General features: G+C 61.3%; 22 protein-coding genes. 11 read left to right on the top strand and 11 right to left on the bottom strand.

Annotation, left to right across the window (positions count from 1 at the left end; genetic code table 11):
• Positions 1-19 precede the first annotated feature (19 nt).
• A complete protein-coding gene (locus WH5701_RS17550) occupies positions 20-394 on the top strand; it encodes a hypothetical protein (protein WP_156776562.1) in 375 nt (124 codons plus the stop codon).
• Between the two features lie 196 nt (positions 395-590).
• Here the strand turns inward: WH5701_RS17550 and WH5701_RS05350 are convergent, their stop codons facing one another.
• The gene (locus WH5701_RS05350) at positions 591-2102 is read right to left on the bottom strand and encodes a hypothetical protein (protein ID WP_037980415.1); all 1512 of its coding nucleotides are present in this window, start codon (positions 2100-2102) and stop codon (positions 591-593) included.
• 669 nt (positions 2103-2771) lie between these two features.
• Positions 2772-3275, bottom strand: coding sequence for a hypothetical protein (locus WH5701_RS17555; protein ID WP_156776563.1), 504 nt, complete (start codon positions 3273-3275; stop codon positions 2772-2774).
• Between the two features lie 176 nt (positions 3276-3451).
• Here WH5701_RS17555 and WH5701_RS05360 point away from each other — a divergent pair, with 176 nt between their 5' ends.
• Positions 3452-4177, top strand: a complete 726-nt coding sequence (locus tag WH5701_RS05360) for a fructokinase (RefSeq protein WP_156776564.1) — start codon at positions 3452-3454, stop codon at positions 4175-4177.
• 389 nt (positions 4178-4566) lie between these two features.
• Complete coding sequence (locus WH5701_RS16730; RefSeq protein WP_006171018.1) at positions 4567-5178, top strand: histidine phosphatase family protein; 612 nt, start codon at positions 4567-4569, stop codon at positions 5176-5178.
• Here WH5701_RS16730 and WH5701_RS05365 read toward each other — a convergent pair.
• A complete protein-coding gene (locus tag WH5701_RS05365) occupies positions 5141-5320 on the bottom strand; it encodes a hypothetical protein (protein ID WP_006171019.1) in 180 nt (59 codons plus the stop codon). The genes WH5701_RS16730 and WH5701_RS05365 overlap by 38 nt on opposite strands.
• 226 nt (positions 5321-5546) lie before the next feature.
• On the opposite strand from WH5701_RS05365, the gene WH5701_RS17990 reads away from it, so the two are divergent.
• The 4 genes from WH5701_RS17990 to WH5701_RS05380 all read left to right on the top strand — a co-directional run bounded on the left by WH5701_RS17990 (position 5547) and on the right by WH5701_RS05380 (position 6628).
• The gene (locus WH5701_RS17990) at positions 5547-5702 is read left to right on the top strand and encodes a hypothetical protein (RefSeq protein ID WP_006171020.1); all 156 of its coding nucleotides are present in this window, start codon (positions 5547-5549) and stop codon (positions 5700-5702) included.
• Between the two features lie 123 nt (positions 5703-5825).
• Positions 5826-6029, top strand: coding sequence for a hypothetical protein (locus WH5701_RS05370; protein WP_006171021.1), 204 nt, complete (start codon positions 5826-5828; stop codon positions 6027-6029).
• A gap of 67 nt (positions 6030-6096) precedes the next feature.
• Entirely contained in the window at positions 6097-6303 is a 207-nt protein-coding gene (locus WH5701_RS05375) for a hypothetical protein (protein WP_006171022.1), read from the top strand.
• 121 nt (positions 6304-6424) lie between these two features.
• Positions 6425-6628 carry a chlorophyll a/b-binding protein gene (locus WH5701_RS05380; protein ID WP_006171023.1) on the top strand — a complete coding sequence of 68 codons (204 nt, stop codon included), beginning with the start codon at positions 6425-6427 and terminating at the stop codon, positions 6626-6628.
• Between the two features lie 462 nt (positions 6629-7090).
• On the opposite strand, the gene WH5701_RS05385 is transcribed toward WH5701_RS05380, so the two are convergent.
• The 6 genes from WH5701_RS05385 to WH5701_RS05410 all read right to left on the bottom strand — a co-directional run bounded on the left by WH5701_RS05385 (position 7091) and on the right by WH5701_RS05410 (position 13834).
• A complete protein-coding gene (locus WH5701_RS05385) occupies positions 7091-7411 on the bottom strand; it encodes an MTH1187 family thiamine-binding protein (RefSeq protein ID WP_006171024.1) in 321 nt (106 codons plus the stop codon).
• Between the two features lie 767 nt (positions 7412-8178).
• Positions 8179-9087, bottom strand: coding sequence for a mechanosensitive ion channel family protein (locus WH5701_RS05390; protein WP_006171026.1), 909 nt, complete (start codon positions 9085-9087; stop codon positions 8179-8181).
• Positions 9088-9090: 3 nt separating this feature from the next.
• Positions 9091-10227 carry a hypothetical protein gene (locus WH5701_RS05395; RefSeq protein ID WP_006171027.1) on the bottom strand — a complete coding sequence of 379 codons (1137 nt, stop codon included), beginning with the start codon at positions 10225-10227 and terminating at the stop codon, positions 9091-9093.
• Positions 10227-11237 (bottom strand): patatin family protein, encoded by a 1011-nt coding sequence (locus WH5701_RS05400; RefSeq protein ID WP_006171028.1) that lies wholly within the window; start codon positions 11235-11237, stop codon positions 10227-10229. The genes WH5701_RS05395 and WH5701_RS05400 overlap by 1 nt, the downstream gene beginning before the upstream one ends.
• A 105-nt stretch (positions 11238-11342) precedes the next feature.
• Complete coding sequence (locus WH5701_RS05405; protein ID WP_006171029.1) at positions 11343-12200, bottom strand: mechanosensitive ion channel family protein; 858 nt, start codon at positions 12198-12200, stop codon at positions 11343-11345.
• 410 nt (positions 12201-12610) lie between these two features.
• Positions 12611-13834, bottom strand: coding sequence for a sodium:proton antiporter (locus WH5701_RS05410; protein WP_006171030.1), 1224 nt, complete (start codon positions 13832-13834; stop codon positions 12611-12613).
• 244 nt (positions 13835-14078) lie between these two features.
• Here WH5701_RS05410 and WH5701_RS05415 point away from each other — a divergent pair, with 244 nt between their 5' ends.
• Together WH5701_RS05415 and WH5701_RS05420 are read left to right on the top strand one after the other, a co-directional pair.
• Positions 14079-14222, top strand: coding sequence for a chlorophyll a/b-binding protein (locus WH5701_RS05415; protein ID WP_006171031.1), 144 nt, complete (start codon positions 14079-14081; stop codon positions 14220-14222).
• 229 nt (positions 14223-14451) lie between these two features.
• On the top strand, positions 14452-14688 hold the full coding sequence (locus WH5701_RS05420; protein ID WP_006171034.1) for a chlorophyll a/b-binding protein: 237 nt from the start codon (positions 14452-14454) through the stop codon (positions 14686-14688).
• A 124-nt stretch (positions 14689-14812) separates the two neighbouring features.
• Here WH5701_RS05420 and WH5701_RS05425 read toward each other — a convergent pair whose 3' ends face one another.
• Positions 14813-16936: a cation-translocating P-type ATPase gene (locus WH5701_RS05425; RefSeq protein WP_255346380.1), complete on the bottom strand. Its 2124-nt coding sequence runs from the start codon at positions 16934-16936 to the stop codon at positions 14813-14815.
• Between the two features lie 324 nt (positions 16937-17260).
• On the opposite strand from WH5701_RS05425, the gene WH5701_RS05430 reads away from it, so the two are divergent.
• The gene (locus WH5701_RS05430) at positions 17261-17713 is read left to right on the top strand and encodes a rhodanese-like domain-containing protein (protein WP_006171036.1); all 453 of its coding nucleotides are present in this window, start codon (positions 17261-17263) and stop codon (positions 17711-17713) included.
• A gap of 11 nt (positions 17714-17724) precedes the next feature.
• Positions 17725-18456: a TIGR04283 family arsenosugar biosynthesis glycosyltransferase gene (locus tag WH5701_RS05435; protein WP_006171037.1), complete on the top strand. Its 732-nt coding sequence runs from the start codon at positions 17725-17727 to the stop codon at positions 18454-18456.
• Here WH5701_RS05435 and WH5701_RS05440 read toward each other — a convergent pair.
• On the bottom strand, positions 18438-19130 hold the full coding sequence (locus WH5701_RS05440) for a DUF547 domain-containing protein (RefSeq protein WP_006171038.1): 693 nt from the start codon (positions 19128-19130) through the stop codon (positions 18438-18440). The two genes, WH5701_RS05435 and WH5701_RS05440, sit on opposite strands and share 19 nt — an antisense overlap.
• Positions 19131-19209 lie beyond the last annotated feature (79 nt).

Raw genomic sequence — 19209 nt, forward strand, 5'->3', positions numbered from 1 at the left:
TCACTGAGCTGATCGCTCCGTGATCGGACTGATTAGCAGCGTCGATCGGGAGGGAACTCCAGGGCAACAGGTGATCTCCTCTGAAAAGCCTGGTCACACCTTCAATGCAATGCCATTGACAAAACCGTGCCAAGTAAGCGGCGACTGTGATCCAGCTGCCATTGGTGTCCGTGCCTGGAACGGAACCCTGCCTGCACCTGTCCGCTGCTTCTTGAGTGATCACCGCATGCGATTCACCTATTCCCTGCCGGTGAAGACAGCTTCGGTACGCAAGGTCCTCAAGGGCCGCGGTATTGAAGCCGTGATGGTGCAATGGCCCGAACAGGGTGCCCATCGCTCTCTGCTCAGCCAGGCCCAGATCGAGGAGCAGGAGCGCGAGCCTATGAACGGCTGAGTCAGGTGGCGGCAGGCCGGGTGGAGGTGGGTGCTGTCCAACATCACAGATGCCCTATTTGCCAGTGTGTGCTGATCCGTGCTGCTGAGGCAAGCATCGAGTTGATGATTTGGGTTGGCTGACTAAGTTCTGTCGAAGATCGACGGGGCCTGCTTTTGCATAAATATCGTGAAGAATGCAAGAGCCAATAGAAAGCCTACCAGACATTCTCAATCATATTCATGACTCTTAAATAGGCAGGAGAATCCTTGTTGGCGCCAGCATCGTCCTGGTTGCTGTCATCGGGAACAGCCTGCCTGGCGTTGTCGGCTATCACGGCATTAGCCAGGAGCTTCAGGGCCTCTGGCCGATCCAGGTTCTGTAGAGCTTCTGAGTAGCGACGACTGTGGGAAGGGCGGACTGATTCCTGGCAGTAGTTTGAAAGCTGGCGACTCTCGGTCATCACCTTGAAAGCGACTGCCTTAGTGTTGCTCTTCCCGAAGATCGCCATGTAGAGGAGATTTACCATTGAGGCGTCATGAGCCTGGATATTGTAATTGGTCAGAATCTGAGGCCAGTAACGCAGGGCCTTGAGGCCTTCAAGGCCACCCTTCTTGACACCGGCTTGTTCACACCACTGCTCGAAATCATCGACATCATGAGGGCAACGTCCCAGCCTGCGCATGCCCTCCGCCAGGATCTGGCCAGCCTGGAAGTTGCGGGTGGGTCTGCCACAAACCGGCAGCATCATGCTGCCACGCACATCGGCCACTATGGCCGTGAGCTGGGTGAAGGTGTGGTCGCGTACCTTCTCCATATCGCCGCCGCGGCTCAAGGTGGCTTCGATCCGTTGGACTCCATAGCCCAGCTCGGTAAGAGGAAATGGTTGGCGACCGTAGAGCCGTTGGCGGTCTTTCCGACGCATTGACACCGAAGAGGCCTGGTCTAGACATTGGTCCAGCAAAAGGGTCAGTAGAGTGGGCAAGATGCCAGTGTTTTCAGCGTGGTAGTCATAGCCAAAGCCTGCAAATATCGAAGAAATATTCTTGGCAGATTTGATGTACTGAGCTTCCACATTGTGAACTCCCGGGGAAACCTGGATGTTTGGCGATAGCTGGTCAAGCAGTCGAGCGCCAAGCAAGGCCGTGATCGCATTGGGATGGCAGAAGTTGGCCGTGAAACTGTCCACAGGATCCCGTAGGGCGCCATGGCGATGAAAACCGGAGAAGAACCCCAGGTTGGGCTGGCGCTCGCAAAGCACGTAGGACTCGTTGCGTAAAGCGTCGTGGCTGAAGGATCCCGCCAAGCAGGCCAGCACCACCTGCTCACGATTCAGGTCTTGGCGGAGCTCACAGGCTTCAAGAAGGTCCTGCTCCATGTGGTTGCTGTTCGCGGTCAGCACCACCAGATCGCAGAGCTCGATGAGGTCGCGCAGGGTGTACTCCTGCAGGCAGCCATCACGCTTGTGCCGCGACATACGTTCCATGGTGGCCATGTGGGCCGGGTCCATACCAGACAGGTCCGACGATGAAAAGGCCCCGAACAGCGAACGACCCGGCCGAGGCGCCAGCAGCAAGCGGTCTCCGCCACCATGCATGGCGCTGTTGTAGGCCAGGGAAGCAGGGTAGAGACCGATGCTGTAAAAGCCCACGAAGCCCTGCTCAAGGCCAAGGATCCTGCTTCTGACGGTGGCCTGGTCAAGAGAATCGGCGAAGAAACTGTTATGCATCGGCACTGGGTCTGGTTGTTGGCTTCGGATTATCCCTTCATACTGCGGCTTCAGAAGCTGCGCGGGCTCGGGCCGCCCAGTGCGATCATGGTTCATCATGCCTTCCATACCGAGTGAAATGGCCCAGTGGCCTGAAGTCTCAGGCCCACTCCGGTGACCAGCCATGCTGTCGAACCAGGTGATCGGCCCTGCCAGTGCAGTAGTTATTCAGATGTTCCACATGCGCCAGCATGTCTCTGGTAGGGCTGGTAGAAGACTGGAGGGTTGCAAATTCGCAAACAATGAAGTTGTCCGCTGGGCCCTATACCCTTTGGCCGTTGCGGAGAGTGCCCTGGCTTTGGAGACGATAGGAACCGCTCGTCTGAGACCGAACAATGAAAAGAATGTAACTGAAATGCTCTGCAGACATAGCGGCACAGGCTGGCAAGAGCTGTGAAGAATCATAGGCAGGATTCCAGGGCAACGACAGGCCTCTCGGGACTGTCTGCGTGCCAGAGAGCAGTCTTGAATCAGCTCGGAATGCCCTCTGAAACGAGTGAGATCAACGGATGTGGGCGTTTCCGGCTGCCTGGATCGCTAGAGATGCAGAGCCATGATGTTGACAAACGTGGAACTTGTGATATATTGAATGTATCGGATGCGGTTCGCTCAGGCGAGTCATGCGCCAAGTCAGTGCACAGCAAAAGGCTTGAAGCGAGCCTTCAGTGCATCATGCTTTGTGCTGTTCTGTCTTCCCGAATTCTTGTTCAGGATTTTACTGATCTGGCACTGCCAGTTCACAATCCCTCTGCAGTTTGTAGGAAATCTGTTCGAGCCTTGTGGCCGAGCGCATCCGTGACTTAAACGCAGGAGATTAACATGATGAGTCAGACGACCACCAAGAATCACGTAGGCCAAAGCCAGGTTGACGAACGGCTCCGGAAAGCAATCCTGGACAAAAAGAAGGCCCAGATTGAGGCTTGGTCGAGGCAGATCGAGCAGTTGCAGGAGGGGCTTCAGAATGTAACCGCAAGTTTGCGCAGCCAAACCGATGAACGTCTTTCGGATCTCACCGAGGCACGTGATCAGGCCGTAAAACATCTGGATCAACTTCAACAATCCAGCCAAGAGACCTGGGCCTCTATCCTTCAGCAGAGCGACAAGGTTTTCCAGGATGTGGCCGAGCGCCTTCATGCCATGGCTCAAGATCAGAGTTAATCCCAGAACTTGTCTCTCCAGAATACCCTATCAAACATAGAGACTTCAAACCAGTTGAGCATGCATAAGCCAATGCCTTGACGGACATATGCTCATGTGCATGCAATCAATCTCAGTACTTTACGATTCAGCCCTCCAGAACCTCTTTTATGATGCCAAGCACTACACCTCAGCTTCATGATGTCACCAGTGTCTTTGACTTCTCTCAATCCCTAAGCGAAACCACGGTTTCCGAGACCCCTGCAGCGTTGACAGAAGCACTGCTTCCAGAGATCACCGATTCGTTTTGGTTGCTGGTGTCCACTAATGCACTTATCAACACCACAGAAACTCAGGTTCTGAGGATGATCTTTGAGCGCGCACTCCCCGGGGGTGTATCCATCGCCCTTGATGTGGATTGGAGACCTGATCGCTGGGGGCTCGCTGGCAACGCAGCGCCGACGTCGGAGGTACTCCGTCGCTTCCGCCCCTTGGCCCAGTCCGCTCAATTCATCCGGTGCGGGGTCGATGAAGCGGAAGCCTTCTTTTCCAGTGCCGATCCTGCAATGATTCAGGAACGTCTGCCGCAGCGGCCGGCGGTGCTGATCACGGACCGGACCGGCGGCCTACTGTGGAGTATTGGTGGCCGAAAGGGCAGGATGGCGCCCATGTTGGTGGAAGACCATGACACCTTTCTGGTCAGACTTCTCGACAATCTATGCTCCCATCCAACTTTGCTCGGTAACGCAGGGCCAGGGATTGATGCGATTGCCGATCCCGATGCTCTCGCCGAGCAGTTACTCTCGGCAGCAGCACCGATAGCCACATCGGCTGATTGCCTCAAGTCCGACCAATCAGGCCATGGGGCTTATTTAGCGGAGCATGATCATGCTCGTTGACAGCGATAGTGACCACTGAGCGAATCTAACCAATGTTTTTACCTGCACCGAATTTAACTCGAAGACCGAACTTCAACGGGCTCTCCTTCTTGGTCTTGAGCCTCTCCAGATCCCGTACCCATTCCTTGTTCTTAGTGGAGCTGGAAGCGGCAATCAAAGCAACATTGATGCTCATCACTTGCTAGATCGTTATGGCTTATTCTTTGCAATAGGTCTTCCAGTAAGTGCCAAAACTCGAGATCCAGCCCAGGCGGTTGCCGCAATTTTACCTAACTGACCCGGAAGCTGATTAAGCCGATCAGTACAGAATCAATGATAACTCTTAAGGTATACGGAAGCAGGCGCCTTATCCGCTCAGTTGCCACCCCCAAACAACGAGGACCCCAGGCATGTCAACGCGTTCACGTTCTGATGGAGAGGTGCTGCTGATCCGGCATGGTGAAACGGACTGGAGCCTCACCGGACGTCACACAGGCAACACTGACCTCCCATTGACAGCTAGGGCCGAGTTGGAAGCGAGTGCGCTTGCCCCTCTCCTGGCAAATCGGCAGTTCGACCTCGTGCTCGTCAGCCCTCTGAAGCGGGCCCAACGCACCTGCGATCTGGCCGGCCTGGCCAGGGATATGTCAATCGAGCCGGATTTGCGAGAGTGGGACTACGGTGCCTATGAAGGCTTGAGGTCTGATGAAATTCACCGCGATGTCCCTGACTGGCTTGTTTTCCGCGATGGCTGCCCACAAGGGGAGAGTCCTGAGCAGGTGGGAGTCAGGGCACCCTACCTACTTATCAATCTGACCTTCTCCTCCCTGTATTGGTTGGATTGCTACGGCATCGGCGGTGTTGTAGGCCAGTCCACAAGGCTTGAGGATTCACTCCCGACCGAACTTGTTCAAGTGGTGGATGGCATGGAACACAAGTCTCCAGCCGGCGTCTGCAAAGGTTGTCTTCAGCCTGTTTCCAGCCTCAGTGGATGGCAGGCGTCGAGCCGTCGATCTTGTTGAGCTGAATGCCCAGGTAGGTGGCTTCGCGGTTGAGGGCCTTTTTCATGTCGATGTTGCCAGCTGCGGCAGCGGAGGCAAAACGGACGAGCAGGGAGTCCCGAAGGGCTTGTTCGCGGGCAGGGTTGGTGGTGGCTCTGGACATTCGGAGGGATTGGGAGAAGCGGCAAAATTGATCCGCAACTCCACCATAGGCTTCATCGGTAATGGTTCGGCGTTGATCTGTCCGTAGCTAAATACACCATGCTGGTTCGTGAGTCGCAGACTTGGCCCCATGGCATGAGAAAGGCGCTCTCCTGCTGCCTCAGCAGGGGGAGCTTGGGTGACGGAACGCTGCAGCAGCACAATGGTTCGAGCTGAACGCTGGTCACATGACAGTTGGAAACCTCCTCTCAGGCACGGCGGTCGCGCTTCTCTTCCTCGGCGGTCTTGTGCTGTTCACCGACGTGGAGGTGGGGATGGTGCGCTGGGTCAACTGCGGCCCCTGGTCATCTGAAGTGTCCCGTCAGGAGAAGGAGTGCCGCTGATCGTTGACCCACTTGACAGTGGGGAACGCCGTCCATGAGCATCCCCACCGCCAACCGCGTCCCCTCTTGCAGAGGTGGCGGCAGTCGCGACCATCAGGGATCACCGGTCGATTGATGACAGCCATGGGATCGTCAACGGAACACCGGGCAGCCCTGGCTGCCCTGGGCCTGAACACCAAACCCAGAAGCCGGCAGGACCTGGCGCGGCTTGTGGCGCGCTGCCACCCGGCCTCCCAGCCATGGAGCGCCGTGCAGACTGCGGCCTACCGGCGGGTGTGGGAAGAACTGGAGAGCGGCGGCGCGGCTGATGTCCCAGTGGCGGCCTGAGGAACGACCATCGCCGCAAGGATCAGCAGCGGCGGACTTGCTGAGCGGACCTATGAGGAGATGGTCGATGGTTCCCGATCCACCAGATGTGGCGACGGCGCTGGAGCTTCTGGGTCTGACGGTGGTCCCGGATGATTTCGAGGCGTTGGCCTGCCAGGTGGCCTGGATGCACCCTGCTGCTGAGGCCATCAGCGACGCCCAGAGCCTGGCCTACCGGGTGGTGTGGGAAGCGGTGGAGGAACGCATCGAAAGCCGGAGCGGAGGTGACCTCTGACAGGCAGACCGCCCACCTGCACGAGGCCAGAGTTTGTGCCCAGATCAGGGCTGGGTATCGCTTCTTACGTCAACTAGTCGGCGACATTCGTAATGCTTCGTTGCACTCACAAGGGTTTCCCATGGCGCGAGCCACTCAAGCCAGCGACACTTGGTTCCAGAACACGGCCGCCAAGCAGATCCGAGACGATGAGCTCAGACGTGCAGAGCGTCTCAACGGACGCATCGCGATGCTGGGGTTCACGATCGGTCTGATCGTGGAGGCGTTCAGCGGAGATGCCATCCTCCAGCAGATCGCCGATCTCGCCCTTCTGGCGCAGGGTTGAGGCCACCACGATCGCCCTTTTCCCTGGCCGGCCCTGCACCGATGGCGCCGGCTTTTTTGCGGTCGCAAGGCGAGATGGAGCGGCAGCCTCAACCGCTGCCGATCATCCCCATGCCCTCAACGTCGCGGCATGTCGATGGAATCCAAAGCAGTCAGCGAGATGGGATGAATGACTGGCGTCGCTGCCAGCAGGGTGGCACTGGTGCCTGGCCAGAGCAGCCGGCGCAGATGGATCGCCGTGGAAGGGTTTTCGGTAGACGAGGTGCGGTGTGCCCTTCTTGGGTTGAGCGGCCGCCAGTGATGAGCAGAGCCTCTTTGGAGTTGATGCCCTGTGGCTGTGATCGGCTTGCCGTACTGACAAGGCGGGCCGACGGATCTATTAATGAATCAGAGGCCACGACCAGGGCGGTTCCAACCAGTTCCCTGCAACCGGCCCAAGGGCGCTCGACTCGGGGCGCCCTTCTCATTGGCCCGGTTCCTGCGGTTGTTGGAGCAATGCCTCAACGCTGGCCACCTTCTCCTCCAGCGTCTGGTCCCGATCGGTGCGGGTGTTGACCTTCACGGTGGTGTAGATGCGGGGACAGCCCATGGCATGCACCGCCTGATGACAGGCCTCGATCGCAGCAAACACCGGTCCCCACTCGCCCTCGATCGCGGTCCCGTTGGGGTGCAGCTGGATCTTGAGGCCGGCGTGCAGCAGCACCCGCTCACACGCAGCGATGTAAGTCGCCAGGTTGACGCCGACCCCAATCGGAACAACGCAGAGATCGACGATCACCTTCATCGATGTGCCTCCGGAGGCTTCATTGAGAGGGTACCATCCTGCTGGCCCCCTCTACCTTCCGGCTGAAGAGGCCTCGGGCTGGGCATAGAGCTGGTGGAATCTCTCCTGTAAGCGTTGTTCCATGGGGAGGTTTCGCCTGAGCGAGATGAACGGATCACAAACACTTGAAGGTGCACATCCTTCACTGTAGAATTGAGCAATCGACTGGCGATCGGGCCTGCTGCCGCAGTCCAGGCTGCCCGGCAATCAACCCATCAGCCTTTGGGCACATTGCGTAGAGTGGGCTGTAGTGGGTCTGAATCTGCCGCGGAGCGGCTCAGTCCACTAAAGCGCTGAGCTGAATGCTGGGCGCAAGGTGCAACTCAGTGCTGATCAACGCCGCAGAAATGAGGTTGAGAGACCATTTGGTACAAGCGGGCGCAAGTATTCGCTCAAGCTGATGTGGTAAGGCTCGCCAGCGTCGCTGAAACCTCTATCTTCATGGCCTTCTTGGTGTTATGTGCTGAGAAGTCTCTGAGGCTTCTCAACCTCTTATTTGTCTTCCTTTTGGCCTAGTTCTATAGCTTGCAGAGGCTTTGTTCCCCAGCAACAGCCTCCTGGAGTCTCTATGGGGCACATAGGCTGATTTTTAAGGTGGTCCTCTTGGAATGGCCTGCGCGCGGAGTTGACAGGCTCCAGAGGGACTCGACAAGGATTCCTGTATCCGTCATTGTTCAGGAGTCCCTAATCACTCATTGCCATTGGGCATCAGGTCTTTGCCTCCGCCATCAGCCCTGGCCATCTAGCGGCTCAGCCTGCTGGAGCAGCGCCAGCGAGCGGACGGGATAGGGCAGATCATGCTGGGCAAAGGCCCGTTTCGCCCGCATCAGAAGATCGGTGCGGTAGGCGAATTCATCGCGGGCATCCATGGGATAGGAACGCAACTTGAACTGGGTGCCCCAGAGGTGCTCCTGCATCACCACGACGATCGGCAGGCGCAGCTGGGTGTACTGACTGCTGCAGGCTGCCTGGTAGAGAATGTCCACCACCAGATCGACATCGACCCTGTGGTCGAAATAGACTTCCGTGGCCACCTGGGCCTCCAGCTTGCCGCTGTTGGCATTGGAGATCGGATCGGTCCACAGGAGATTGTGGGGGATGGTGATGGTGTTGTCGTCGGGGGTCACCAGCTGAAGACTTCGCAGGCCATAGCCCACCACTTCGCCGTAATGGTCGCCGATCCTGACCCGATCACCGACCCGGTAGGAGGCTTCGAAGAGGGAAACGACCCCGGCGATGATCGAACTCACGTAATCCTTGAAGGCAAAGCCCAGCGCCACCGCCAGGGTCCCCGTCAAGGCCAGAAGATTGTTCTGGGTGAGGTTGAGGAACTGATCGAGCAGATAGGAGACCGTCATGATCAGGATGAGGCCCTTCAGGAACGGCACCGACTGCTTGATCAGCAACCGGTAGCGACGCGCCACCTTTTCGGACAGCCAGCCGGTCAGCCGTTCGATCAGGAAGATGCCGGCGTAGGCCAGCAGAACGGCGAAGACCGCGCCGATCGACTTCATCAGCGTGACCTCGGCGAGGATGCGCTGCCTGGTCGTCTCTGCCCGGGCTGCGGCGGGCAGGAAGGCCGCCGTCGACGCCGCCAGCCCGAACCAGGACCCGCGACGGAAGGGGAAGGCCCCCATGGCTCAGGCCTCCCCGGTGAAGAAATTGTTGTCCGCGAGCTCCTTCACCAGGCACGGGAAGTGCGACGGCCGCACCGACAGTTCCCCCGCCGCTGTCTCGATCAGCCCCTCCCCGAGAAGCCAGTGGATGCGGGGCTGAAGGCGATGGCTGGGCAGTCCCAGACCGAAGGCGAGATGGTCCCTGCGCATCGTTCCGTGGATGAGCAGGCTGTGCAGCAGATAGCGGTCCTCATCGGTCAGGGTGGGCAGATCCGGCAACGCGGGCCGCTGCAGGCACACCGCCCCGGCGTCGCTGTCCGGTGCCAGCCGCAGGGCTTCCAGCCAGAGTTCCGCGGCGATCCGGCTGCTGCCCGCGGCCAGCTCCGCCAGCTGGCTCCACTGGTCCGCCTCGGCGTCAGTGACGGCGGGATCGCCGGACCCTGGACCACCGGCGGCGGGAGCCCCCGGCCGGCTCAGCCCCAGGTCAGCGGCCACCGGGGCCAGCCATTCCGCCAGGGCGGGGCCATCGAGGGGCGGCAGGGTCGTGGCGTCGGGAAAGTAGGAGCTGATCTGGCTCACATGGTCGAGGAACTTCCAGGCCCAGCTGTTGCAACCCAGCAGCCAGAAGCGGTCGCGGTGCTCTAGGGCCACCTGCCGCAGACGCTCGATCCCGCTCCAGCCATCGATGCAGCGGAGGAAGCACTGGTCGAGATTCGCCAGACTCAGCAGCGCCGCTTTCCCCTCGGATCCGGCCGGTGGGAGGGGTTCCTCCAGAGCCGCGGTGAGCATCCGGGGGATGGCCGCCGGATCCTGGGGACGATGGCGGCAGGGCAGGAGGGCCCGGCAGGGGGTGGAGCGGCCGTCCCAGTCGGTCAGGACCGCCTCGATCACCGGCGCCATGGGCTCTACCGGCCGGCTGAGCACGATCATCACGTTGGCGGCCTCGCGATCGGAACGCCAGGCCGCCAGCGCCTCGGTCAGCCTCTCCCCCACGAAGGTCCGCAGCGGCGTCGGCACGTCCAGGGCGGCGACCCGCCGCTGCAGGGCGAGGCTCCGTTCTCTGGGCAGGGGTTCCAGGGGATCGTCGACCAGCTGGGACTTGCGGCGCGCGAACCAGGAGTCCAGCCGGGCACGCACGGGATCGAACAGGGGGGGCGCCATCAGAGCAACTCCCTCAGGGCCGGCAGCTGCTGCGTCATGGCGGTGTGGCCCATGCGAATGATCCTGCCGGCCTTGTGGAAATCGAAGATGGCGAAGTCGTTCAGGGGCGGCTCCACCAGCAGGTCGGGAGCGTGGGTTTCCAGTCGGCTGCGGGTGACCTGCTGCTCCATCACGTTCAGGGAGGTGCCGATCACGTCGAAGATGTTCGGACCGGGGTCCGTCTCGGGGAACCACTGATCCACCTTGTCCTGCAGGGTGCCCTGCAGACTCTGATACCGATCCCTGAGGCTCTTCAGAAACGACTCCCTGCGGCGCTTCGAGGATTCACTGGGTGTCCTGGGGGGCGGGTCGTCCTGCCCTTCCTCCAGGTCGTCGCCGGGGCCGGCCGAATCCCCGGAACCGGGAATCGGGCTCCTCCGGCTCTGGAAATCGGGCGGGGCGGAGTCCGCCAGGCCACCGGTGACGTGGTTGCGGTTGAGGTTCACCGCGATCACGACGTCCGCTCCCATCGCCCTGACCACATCCACCGGAACGGGATTGACGATGCCGCCATCTCCGAGGAAGAGATCCCCATGGCAGAAGGGCGTAAAGATTCCAGGCACGGAGATGCTGGCCCGCACGGCGTCCACCATGGACCCGGAGCTGAGGTGCACTTCCTCGCCCTTGATGAGATCAGTGGCCACACAGCAGAAGGGAATCGGGGACTCCTCAATCTTCATCCCCTGCATGTGCTCCGAGAGCAGCTCATAGACCTTGTTGCCATCCAGCAGACCACTGGTGGGGAAGACCATGTCGAAGTACAAGAGCATGTCTCTCCAGCTCAGGTCCCTGATGAAGTCTTCCAGTTCATCCAGTTCCTCGGCGCAGTAGATGGCCCCCACCAGAGCTCCGATGCTGGCCCCGGAGATGTAATCGATTCTGATCCCGGCTTCCTGCAGGGCACGCACCACGCCGATATGGGCCCAGCCTCTGGCTCCACCGCTGCCCAGGGCCAGCCCAATGCTTTTCATGGTGCAGAAACCCGAGAGAAAAGGAAGTCTTATCCCGCCAAAGTTAGTGGATGCTGCCCGGGCGCGTGGGGGGCCGATCGTCCCCAGATCGAAAGCGAACCGGCTTCATCCCCGCGGAGGATCGGGGGAGGATGGGAGAGCCGAAGCAGCGGGGGATCCGGCGGTGGCGCCCATGGGCCGGTCCGGAAGAGTTCGCAGGGCCAGCGTCTGGAAAGGCATGTCGATTCCTGCCTCGCGCAGGGCCTCGAACAGCCGCTCCCGCAGAAGATGGCGGATGGGAATGTGTTGCTTCTCGTCGGCCAGCCACACCTGAAGTTCCATGGCAACGTTGTAATCATTCAGGGCTGTGACAACCACCCTGGCCGGCGGCTCCTCCACCAGTAGGTCATCGCTGGGACACTGGGAAAGGGCGATCTTCCGGACCCTGGCAAGGTTTTCCTCCACGCCCACGGTAAAGGGAATATCAAGGCGAAGATGAGGAAAGTTCGTGTAAGAGGCTACGATCGAATTCACCACCATCGTATTGGGAACAGCAAGCATTCGCCCATCGGGTGTCACCACCCGGGTTGAACGCATGGTGATCCGATCCACCCGGCCATAGTGTCCGCCCACCTCGATCAGATCACCGAGGACGAAGGGGCGATCCCAGAAGATGAACAGCCCCGAAATCATGTTCGAGAGGGCATCTTTGGCCGCAAAGCCAAGGCTCAATCCGACAACGCCGAGGCTGGTGAGAATGGAGGTGGTGTTGACGCCGACCCGTCCGAGGGCGGTCACGACCCCGATCGTGAGAATCACATATTTCAGGATCGTCAGTAGAAAATTACTGGCGGTAGGATCTAGCCCCGCCCGCTCGTTCGTCAGTCCCACGGCCTGCCGTGTCATGCGCCACACCAGCCACGACACGACAAGAATGACCAGGGCAGTCAGCCCTTTGGGCAGCCAGGCGAGGAGTTCGGCCATTGGTCCCGCTCAATCCAGAGCAAGTTCGAATTTTGGCACAGACTTACTTCACATTGATGCAGGTATTGACATTAATTTGCGAGATGAATGGAGTCTCGAAATACTGATACTTTAAAGGCACCATTGAGAAAATATCAAACAAGCTATTCTCTGTATGTTCAGATGTGCCTTGGAGCCTGTCGTGCATCGATCGCCAGCGCGCTCTCCACATACGCCCCTAAATCTGCCCAGATCCCTGTGAGCGCAACGGATCTGGGCGAGACAATGGGGCATGCAGAAGCTCAAGTCCTTCCGTCCCTGGCAGCCGGAGCAGGCCACCCCGCTGCCGCCATCGCCCAGGGTGGTCATCAGCAGATGCCCATGTGGCAGATGAAAAAACACACCCCCTGAGGCCGTTGTTCCGCAAACTCTCAGCGGCTGGCCTCCAGAGCGATGTCTCCAGCGATGTCGGCGCTGGCCGGTCCGATCTCGCCGAGGGAGCGCATCAGCGGTGTGATCGACAGCCCCTGCACGATCACCGAAAAGGCCACCACGGCGAAGGCCACCGTCACGACGGTGTCGCGGTAAGGGAGGCTGGTGGGCAGGCCCAGCGACAGGGCCAGGGCCAGGGCGCCGCGCAGGCCGCCCCAGAAAAGCACGTGCTGGTGGCTGGCCTTCACCCGCAGGGGTGAGCCCTGAAACAGGCTGCAGCAGAGATAGGTGGACAGGGCCCGCCCCACGGTCACCAGGGCGATGGCGATGCCGATCGGCAGCAGCACCCTGGTGAAATTCTGGTGGGCCTCCAACATCCCCATCAGCAGGAAGATCAGCGAATTCACCACGAAGGCGGCGTAATCCCAGAACGACTGAACCGCCTCGCGCCCCTTGGGGGAGATGGCACCCAGGGGCCCGAGGTTGCCCAGCATGATTCCAGCCGTGAGGGTGGCCAGCACCCCCGACACCTCCAGGTGCTCCGCCAGCAGGAAGGAACCGTAGGCCGCAATCGTGGTGAAGGTGATCTCCACCAGGGGATCTTCGGTGCGGCCGGCCAGGGCGAGCAAGGCTGCTGCCACCGCCGCGCCACAGGCCACGCCCCCCACGATCGTGACCGCCAGAAACTGTGTGGTGCCCAGCGGTGTGATGGCGGCGCCGGTGGCGAAGGCGATCGCGATGCCGAAGCCCACGGCGGCGGTGCTGTCGTTGAGGAGGCTCTCCGCTTCGACCAGCTCCCGCAGCCGGCCATGCACGCCCGCCTCCTTGAAGGTGGCGATCACCGACACCGGATCGGTGGCCGAGATCAGCACGCCGAACAGCAGCGACGCCGGCCAGCTCCAGTGGGCCAGGACGTGCATCCCCACCGTGGTGATGCCGGCGGAGAGCACCACCCCCACCGTGGCCAGGGTGAGCACCACCGGCAGGTCCTTGCGCAGCGACGGCCAGGCGATGTAAAACGCCGCCTCGAAGATCAACGGCGGCAGAAAGGCGTTGAAGATCAGCTCCCGCGTCAGGGCGATGTCGGGGGCGAAGGGCAGCCAGGCCAGCACGATGCCCCCCAGCACCAGGCCCACGCTGTAGGGCAGCCGCAGCCTGCGGGCCACCATGGCCACCACCGCCGCCACCAGCAGCAGCAGCTCAACCGATTCGATGGTGAGCATGGGTGGGGGGGGGGTGCGGCGTCCGCTGCAGTCCCTTGAGTCTGGAGGCTGGCGGCCGTCAGCTTCAGGGCGATCTGTTCAGGGGTGTGGCGCTTGCGTTCATGAGATTTCTCCGGGGGCCAACCCCGGCTGGCAGGGCAGCTCCCCTGAGGACGGGTTCAGGTTTTGGGATCCACGTCAAGCGCGCTGCATCGCCAAGGAGCTTCACAAGCTGTTACATTTGTTCAAGAACACCGTTACACACATGACTGATTCCGCTTCCCGCTTTGGGTTTGTCGCCTTTGCCGAAACCTGGAATGGCCGCCTCGCCATGCTCGGCTTCGTGATCGGCCTGGGCACCGAGCTGCTCACCGGTCAGGGCATCCTTTCCCAGATCGGTCTGGGTTGATCGCCATGAGTACCGACTACACCGCAGCTACTGCCGCCGTGATCGCCCTTGTGGTTGTTCTGACCGGCATGGTGACCTTCCTGCTCAGCCGTCCCAGCGATCTGGCCCAGAAAACCCGATGACCGCCACCCTCACCATCGTTCTGTTCAGCACCTGGCTTGCGGCTTCGCTGCTGCAACCAGATCTCGCGGACTGACGACCAGCCCACGTCCACTCACCTCAGGAATCGATGACCAACACTCCAGTCAACCTGCCCAGCTCCCAGGAGCCCACTGAACAGCAGATCCACATGGATCAGCTCAAACGCGCTGAGCTCTTCAATGGCCGCGCCGCCATGCTTGGCCTTGTGATCGGCATTGTCGTCGAAGGCCTGACGGGCTTTGGGATTGCCCACCAGATCGGCCTTGGCGCCCTCGTGGATGGCTACGCAGCCTGCCGCACCCAGTATCTGCCGTTTTGTTTCTGATCCTCAGGTCCAAGTGCGGATCACTGCAAACCCCTGGGCCCTGCCTGGGGGCGAAACGGATGGGGTGACTGCTGGTGTCTCAACGCACCGACGCTAACCACCCGCTTCATCAGCCCCCACAGCTTCAGCCCTCCAGCTTGATAGCCATGGACATGCGCAGCAGTCGCAGACCATTGGCGATCACGATCAGGCTGGTGCCCATGTCCGCGAAGACTGCCATCCACATCGTGGCGTTTCCAGCCAGGGTGAGTAGCAGGAAGAGGGCTTTGATTCCCAGCGCCAGCGCGATGTTCTGGCGCAGGATTCGAAAAGTGCGTTGAGAAAGGGCGATGGTTTCAGGCACGCGCATCAGATCGTCGTTCATGATCACCACATCAGCCGCTTCCATGGCGATGTGGGTGCCGGCTGCCCCCATCGCAAAACCGATGTTCGCCTGGGCCAGAGCCGGCGCATCGTTGATCCCATCGCCGGCCATGGCCGTGGATCCATAGCGGGCCTGCAGGTTGGACATCACCTCGAGCTTCTCCTGGGGGAGCAGGTTGCTCTTCACCTGCTGGATCCCTGCCTGGGTCGCAATCACAGAGGCGGTCGCTGCGTTGTCACCCGTGAGCATCACCGGGGTGACGCCCAGGGCCCGAAGGGCTTCCACCGCGGCCAATGAGCTGGGTCGCACGGTGTCGGCGACGGCGATCAGGGCGAGCACGCCGTTGTCATCGGCCAGCAGGCTGAGCGAGCGGCCCATGTGCTCCTGAGCTTCCATCGTGGCTTCCAGCTCGCTCGAGCAGAGCCCCAGCTCTTCGATCCAGCGGTGATTCGCCAGCATCAGAGGCCGTCCCGAGATCAGGCCACGTACACCCCTCCCCGGCAGGGCCTCGAAGGCCTCCACGTTCAGACGCTCGCCATCAAGACCTGCAGCAACGGCCCGCGAGACGGGATGGTCGGAGCGCTCCGCCAGGCTGCTGGCCAGTTGTTGCAGCCCAGCGGCATCGCCGCTTTCCTGCAGGGGGAGGAAGGCCACAAGTTTCGGCTTGCCCAGGGTGATCGTGCCGGTCTTGTCGAGCGCCAGCACCTTGATCTTGCGAGCCTCCTCGAGGTACAGACCACCCTTGATGACGATGCCGCGCCGTGCGGCGGTGGCCAGGCCGCTCACCAGCGTGACCGGGGTGGCGATCACCAGTGCACAGGGGCAGGCAATCACCAGCAGCACCAAGGCCTTGTAGATCGCCTGCAGAGGTGTGAACCCCAGCCAGGGTGGCGCCAGCAGAGCAACAGCCAGGGCGACCGCGAAAACTGCGGGTGTGTAGCGCGCTGCAAAGCGATCGACGAAGCGCTGGATCGGCGCGCGGGAAGCCTGGGCTTCTTCCACGGCCTGAATGATCCGCGCCAGGGTGCTCAGTGAGGCGGGCGCCGTCACGCAGATCTGGAGCTCGCCGCTCTGATTGATCGTGCCCGCGAAGACTTCATCACCAGGGCTCTTATCCACCGGCAGGCTTTCGCCGGTGATCGGGGCCTGATCGATCGCGCTCTCGCCGCTGAGCACGGTGCCATCGAGCGGCAGCCGTTCGCCCGGGCGGACGCGCACCACATCGCCGATCACCGCGGCACTGGCGCTGACTCTTCGCCATCGGTCCTCCTGCTGGAGGATCTCCGCCTCGTCGGGAGCCATCGCCATCAGGCTGGTAATCGCCTGGCGAGCCCGATCCACCGCCCGCGCTTCGATCGCCTCAGCCACGGAATACAGCGCCATCACCATGGCGGCTTCCGGCCAGCGACCGATCAGGAAGGCGCCTGTCACCGCCACACTCATCAGCGCGTTGATGTTGAGCCGGCCTTGACGCAGAGCGGCCAGGCCCTTGCGAAACACGGAGAAGCCCGCCAGAGCAATCGCGGCGATGGCGATCACGATCTCCAGCAGTTCGTGGCCCGGGAAGACTGGAACGATCAGATGCAGGAGCTCCGCCGTGATCGCCAGCGCCAGGGTGCTCCCCAGGCGGACTCGTTCGCGTCGCCGTTCAGCGCAGGTCTGGGCTGCAGACGGCCGGTGATCGGGGCTGATCGGCTCCGGGCTGAATCCAAGCCGGCGGATCGCAGCAAGGGCGGAACTCAGTGCGGCCGCTTCGGCATCGATTGCCAGAACGCGCTCGGCGAGCAGGAACTTCAGGCCGTGGATTCCGTCGAGGCCTGAGAGGGCTTGGCGAATCTCGGCTTCCTCCGTGGCGCAATCCATCGCGCTGATCCGAATCAGCACTTCCGTGCCGCTGGCCTGCTGCGGCTCCGTGGTGGGGGTTTTCGTGCGCGGGCTCTAGCGGTGGTTCCTGTCCTGAAGGTAACGAGAAGCGATCATCACGCAATCGGCAACACAACTTCATCTGTAAATGTGTCTGTTGTTCTCCACACCCGGCCTCCCATCGGCACGGATGGGGAAGGCGGCGTGAGTAGACCGGAGAACCAGGGACTCTCATTCATGCTGCACACAATCCCGTTGCTGGCCGCTACCTGTCTGGCGGGATTCACGGTGCTGCAACTGCTGTTCAGCACCGGGTCATGGTGATCAGCTGTTGGCTGGTACTCGATGCAACGCTTCGTGTGGTTCTGGCTGAAGCTGTGGATCCGGTTGCACTATTCATCGGTTCCCTCCATTCGTTGTGATCGCCTGCAAAAGATCCTGGCGATGCAGCAGGCTGGCGACTGGTTGATTCTCGATGCCCGCACGACCGCCGAATTCAACGTGAGTTGCCTCCCAGGCGCGGTGCTTCTCGGGGATGGGGAGGAGATTCCGCTCTCAGGCTCGCTGGGCAAAGCCTCGATGGAGCGGCCGATCCTGGTGTGCTGTGCAGTGGGGGTGCGCAGTGCGGCCGTGGTGAACCGGCTGCGGGAGCAGGGCTTCCGGAAGGCCGTGAATCTGGAGGGAGGGCTGTTTGAATGGGTGAATCAAGGGCATCAGCTGGTGCATGAGGGCCAACCCACCACGCTTGTGCATCCGTTCAATCGCTTCTGGGGTCTGCTCCTGAAGCCCCAGCGATGAGAGGCACTGGCATGGCGCCACTGTCGATCATCATTCCTACCCTGAACGAGGCCGCCAGCCTGGGACGCACGCTGGCGAATGTGCGTGCCCTCGATCCACCGGCCCTCGAAGTGCTGGTGGTGGATGGCGGCAGCTGCGACGCCACCCGGGCGATCGCCACCGCGGCGGGTGTGGCCGTCTTCCCCTGCGAATCAGCGGGCCGGGCGATCCAGATGAATACAGGCGCACGGCAGGCCCGCGGCAGCTTGCTCTGCTTTTTGCATGCCGACACCCTCGTTCCCACCGATCTGGTGGCGATCGCGGAGCGGGTGCTGGAGGACCGGGCCATCGCTGGGGCGGGCTTCGTGTCGCTGATGAGTGGCGATGACACCACCCGTTGGGGGATTTCGGCCCTGAACCTGCTCAAGACCCATCTGGCGCCTTTGCTGTTTCGCCCACACCTGTACTGGCGCGGACTGCGTCTGCTGTTCGGCGATCAGGTGATGATCTGTCGCCGGCAAACCTTCTGGGCGGTCGGTGGCTTCAACGAAGCTCTGCCGATCCTGGAGGACGGCGATCTCTGCCTGCGGCTGCTGAAGCAGGGACGCATCCGGCTGATCAACCGGGTGGTGATCAGTTCCGACCGGCGGGTGCAGCGCTGGGGCGCCACCAAGGCCGCTGCGATCTATCTCTCCATCGGCGTGCTCTGGGGTCTGGGCATGCCACCAGCGCCCCTGAAGCGCCTCTACGAGGACATCCGCTGATTCAGGCTCCAGTCGTAGGGCAAAAACGCGACCCGGGGTTGATGATCCTGTACCGAAACGCCGCCCAGGCGAGGAAGGATGTAGTCGGGCAGGGAAGGCGCCACCGCCAGGAAATCAGCCTTGTACCACCGGAAGATCTTGCTGCAGTACAGAACGCCCCTCTCAGCATCGAATCGCACCTTGGCAGGGTTGTTGATGAAGCGGGTCACATCCTGCTCCAGTTGCTCGTCCACCCGCTCCGGCGTGTAGGCCTCATGGCGCAGCAGCGGACAACCCACCGAGGCGCAGACGATCGCGAAGTGGATGCGGGGATCACCAGTGCGCTGGCGCAGCATCCTGTTTTCGATCTGCGCCAGGCTGAAGAACTCATTGCCAAGGCGATGCACGCGCCGCTGGAAGAATCGCAGGAACGCGATCCAGTTCGGCAGCCCGATCAGGGTGGGGCGGATCGACGCGATTGGATAGGCCGAGAGCACCGACTGGATTGTGAAAGCGTTGTAGAGGTTGATCCAGTGGGCGATGTGATCCTGTCGGCCGTGGGTATCAGCAGATTGCCTGGCCAGCCAGCGGCTGAGGGTCTCGGGGTGATGGGTTCTCCAGGCTTCGTAATCCACCCGGCCCGCCCGGTCCACGTAGTGTTGGAGGAGATGATTCCAGGCGGGCAGGTCGTTCATGGGTCGGCAGGGTGGTGGCGTGCATCAGGTCGTGTGATCTGATTGGCGCCGGCACCATGGACACGCCGCTGCATCCGGG

Source organism: Synechococcus sp. WH 5701 (genome assembly GCF_000153045.1).
Taxonomy (GTDB): Bacteria; Cyanobacteriota; Cyanobacteriia; order PCC-6307; family Cyanobiaceae; genus Regnicoccus_A; species Regnicoccus_A antarcticus.

What these genes read in the sequence shown, in the direction of transcription:
- WH5701_RS05350 (WP_037980415.1), bottom strand. Translation starts at nt 2,102, where the DNA reads ATGCATAACAGTTTCTTCGCCGATTCTCTTGACCAGGCCACCGTCAGA.
- WH5701_RS17555 (WP_156776563.1), bottom strand. Translation starts at nt 3,275, where the DNA reads ATGAAGGCGCTCGGCCACATCCTGGAAAACCTTGTCGCTCTGCTGAAG.
- WH5701_RS05360 (WP_156776564.1), top strand. Translation starts at nt 3,452, where the DNA reads ATGCCAAGCACTACACCTCAGCTTCATGATGTCACCAGTGTCTTTGAC.
- WH5701_RS16730 (WP_006171018.1), top strand. Translation starts at nt 4,567, where the DNA reads ATGTCAACGCGTTCACGTTCTGATGGAGAGGTGCTGCTGATCCGGCAT.
- WH5701_RS05365 (WP_006171019.1), bottom strand. Translation starts at nt 5,320, where the DNA reads ATGTCCAGAGCCACCACCAACCCTGCCCGCGAACAAGCCCTTCGGGAC.
- WH5701_RS17990 (WP_006171020.1), top strand. Translation starts at nt 5,547, where the DNA reads ATGACAGTTGGAAACCTCCTCTCAGGCACGGCGGTCGCGCTTCTCTTC.
- WH5701_RS05370 (WP_006171021.1), top strand. Translation starts at nt 5,826, where the DNA reads ATGGGATCGTCAACGGAACACCGGGCAGCCCTGGCTGCCCTGGGCCTG.
- WH5701_RS05375 (WP_006171022.1), top strand. Translation starts at nt 6,097, where the DNA reads ATGGTTCCCGATCCACCAGATGTGGCGACGGCGCTGGAGCTTCTGGGT.
- WH5701_RS05380 (WP_006171023.1), top strand. Translation starts at nt 6,425, where the DNA reads ATGGCGCGAGCCACTCAAGCCAGCGACACTTGGTTCCAGAACACGGCC.
- WH5701_RS05385 (WP_006171024.1), bottom strand. Translation starts at nt 7,411, where the DNA reads ATGAAGGTGATCGTCGATCTCTGCGTTGTTCCGATTGGGGTCGGCGTC.
- WH5701_RS05390 (WP_006171026.1), bottom strand. Translation starts at nt 9,087, where the DNA reads ATGGGGGCCTTCCCCTTCCGTCGCGGGTCCTGGTTCGGGCTGGCGGCG.
- WH5701_RS05395 (WP_006171027.1), bottom strand. Translation starts at nt 10,227, where the DNA reads ATGGCGCCCCCCCTGTTCGATCCCGTGCGTGCCCGGCTGGACTCCTGG.
- WH5701_RS05400 (WP_006171028.1), bottom strand. Translation starts at nt 11,237, where the DNA reads ATGAAAAGCATTGGGCTGGCCCTGGGCAGCGGTGGAGCCAGAGGCTGG.
- WH5701_RS05405 (WP_006171029.1), bottom strand. Translation starts at nt 12,200, where the DNA reads ATGGCCGAACTCCTCGCCTGGCTGCCCAAAGGGCTGACTGCCCTGGTC.
- WH5701_RS05410 (WP_006171030.1), bottom strand. Translation starts at nt 13,834, where the DNA reads ATGCTCACCATCGAATCGGTTGAGCTGCTGCTGCTGGTGGCGGCGGTG.
- WH5701_RS05415 (WP_006171031.1), top strand. Translation starts at nt 14,079, where the DNA reads ATGACTGATTCCGCTTCCCGCTTTGGGTTTGTCGCCTTTGCCGAAACC.
- WH5701_RS05420 (WP_006171034.1), top strand. Translation starts at nt 14,452, where the DNA reads ATGACCAACACTCCAGTCAACCTGCCCAGCTCCCAGGAGCCCACTGAA.
- WH5701_RS05430 (WP_006171036.1), top strand. Translation starts at nt 17,261, where the DNA reads ATGCAACGCTTCGTGTGGTTCTGGCTGAAGCTGTGGATCCGGTTGCAC.
- WH5701_RS05435 (WP_006171037.1), top strand. Translation starts at nt 17,725, where the DNA reads ATGGCGCCACTGTCGATCATCATTCCTACCCTGAACGAGGCCGCCAGC.
- WH5701_RS05440 (WP_006171038.1), bottom strand. Translation starts at nt 19,130, where the DNA reads ATGAACGACCTGCCCGCCTGGAATCATCTCCTCCAACACTACGTGGAC.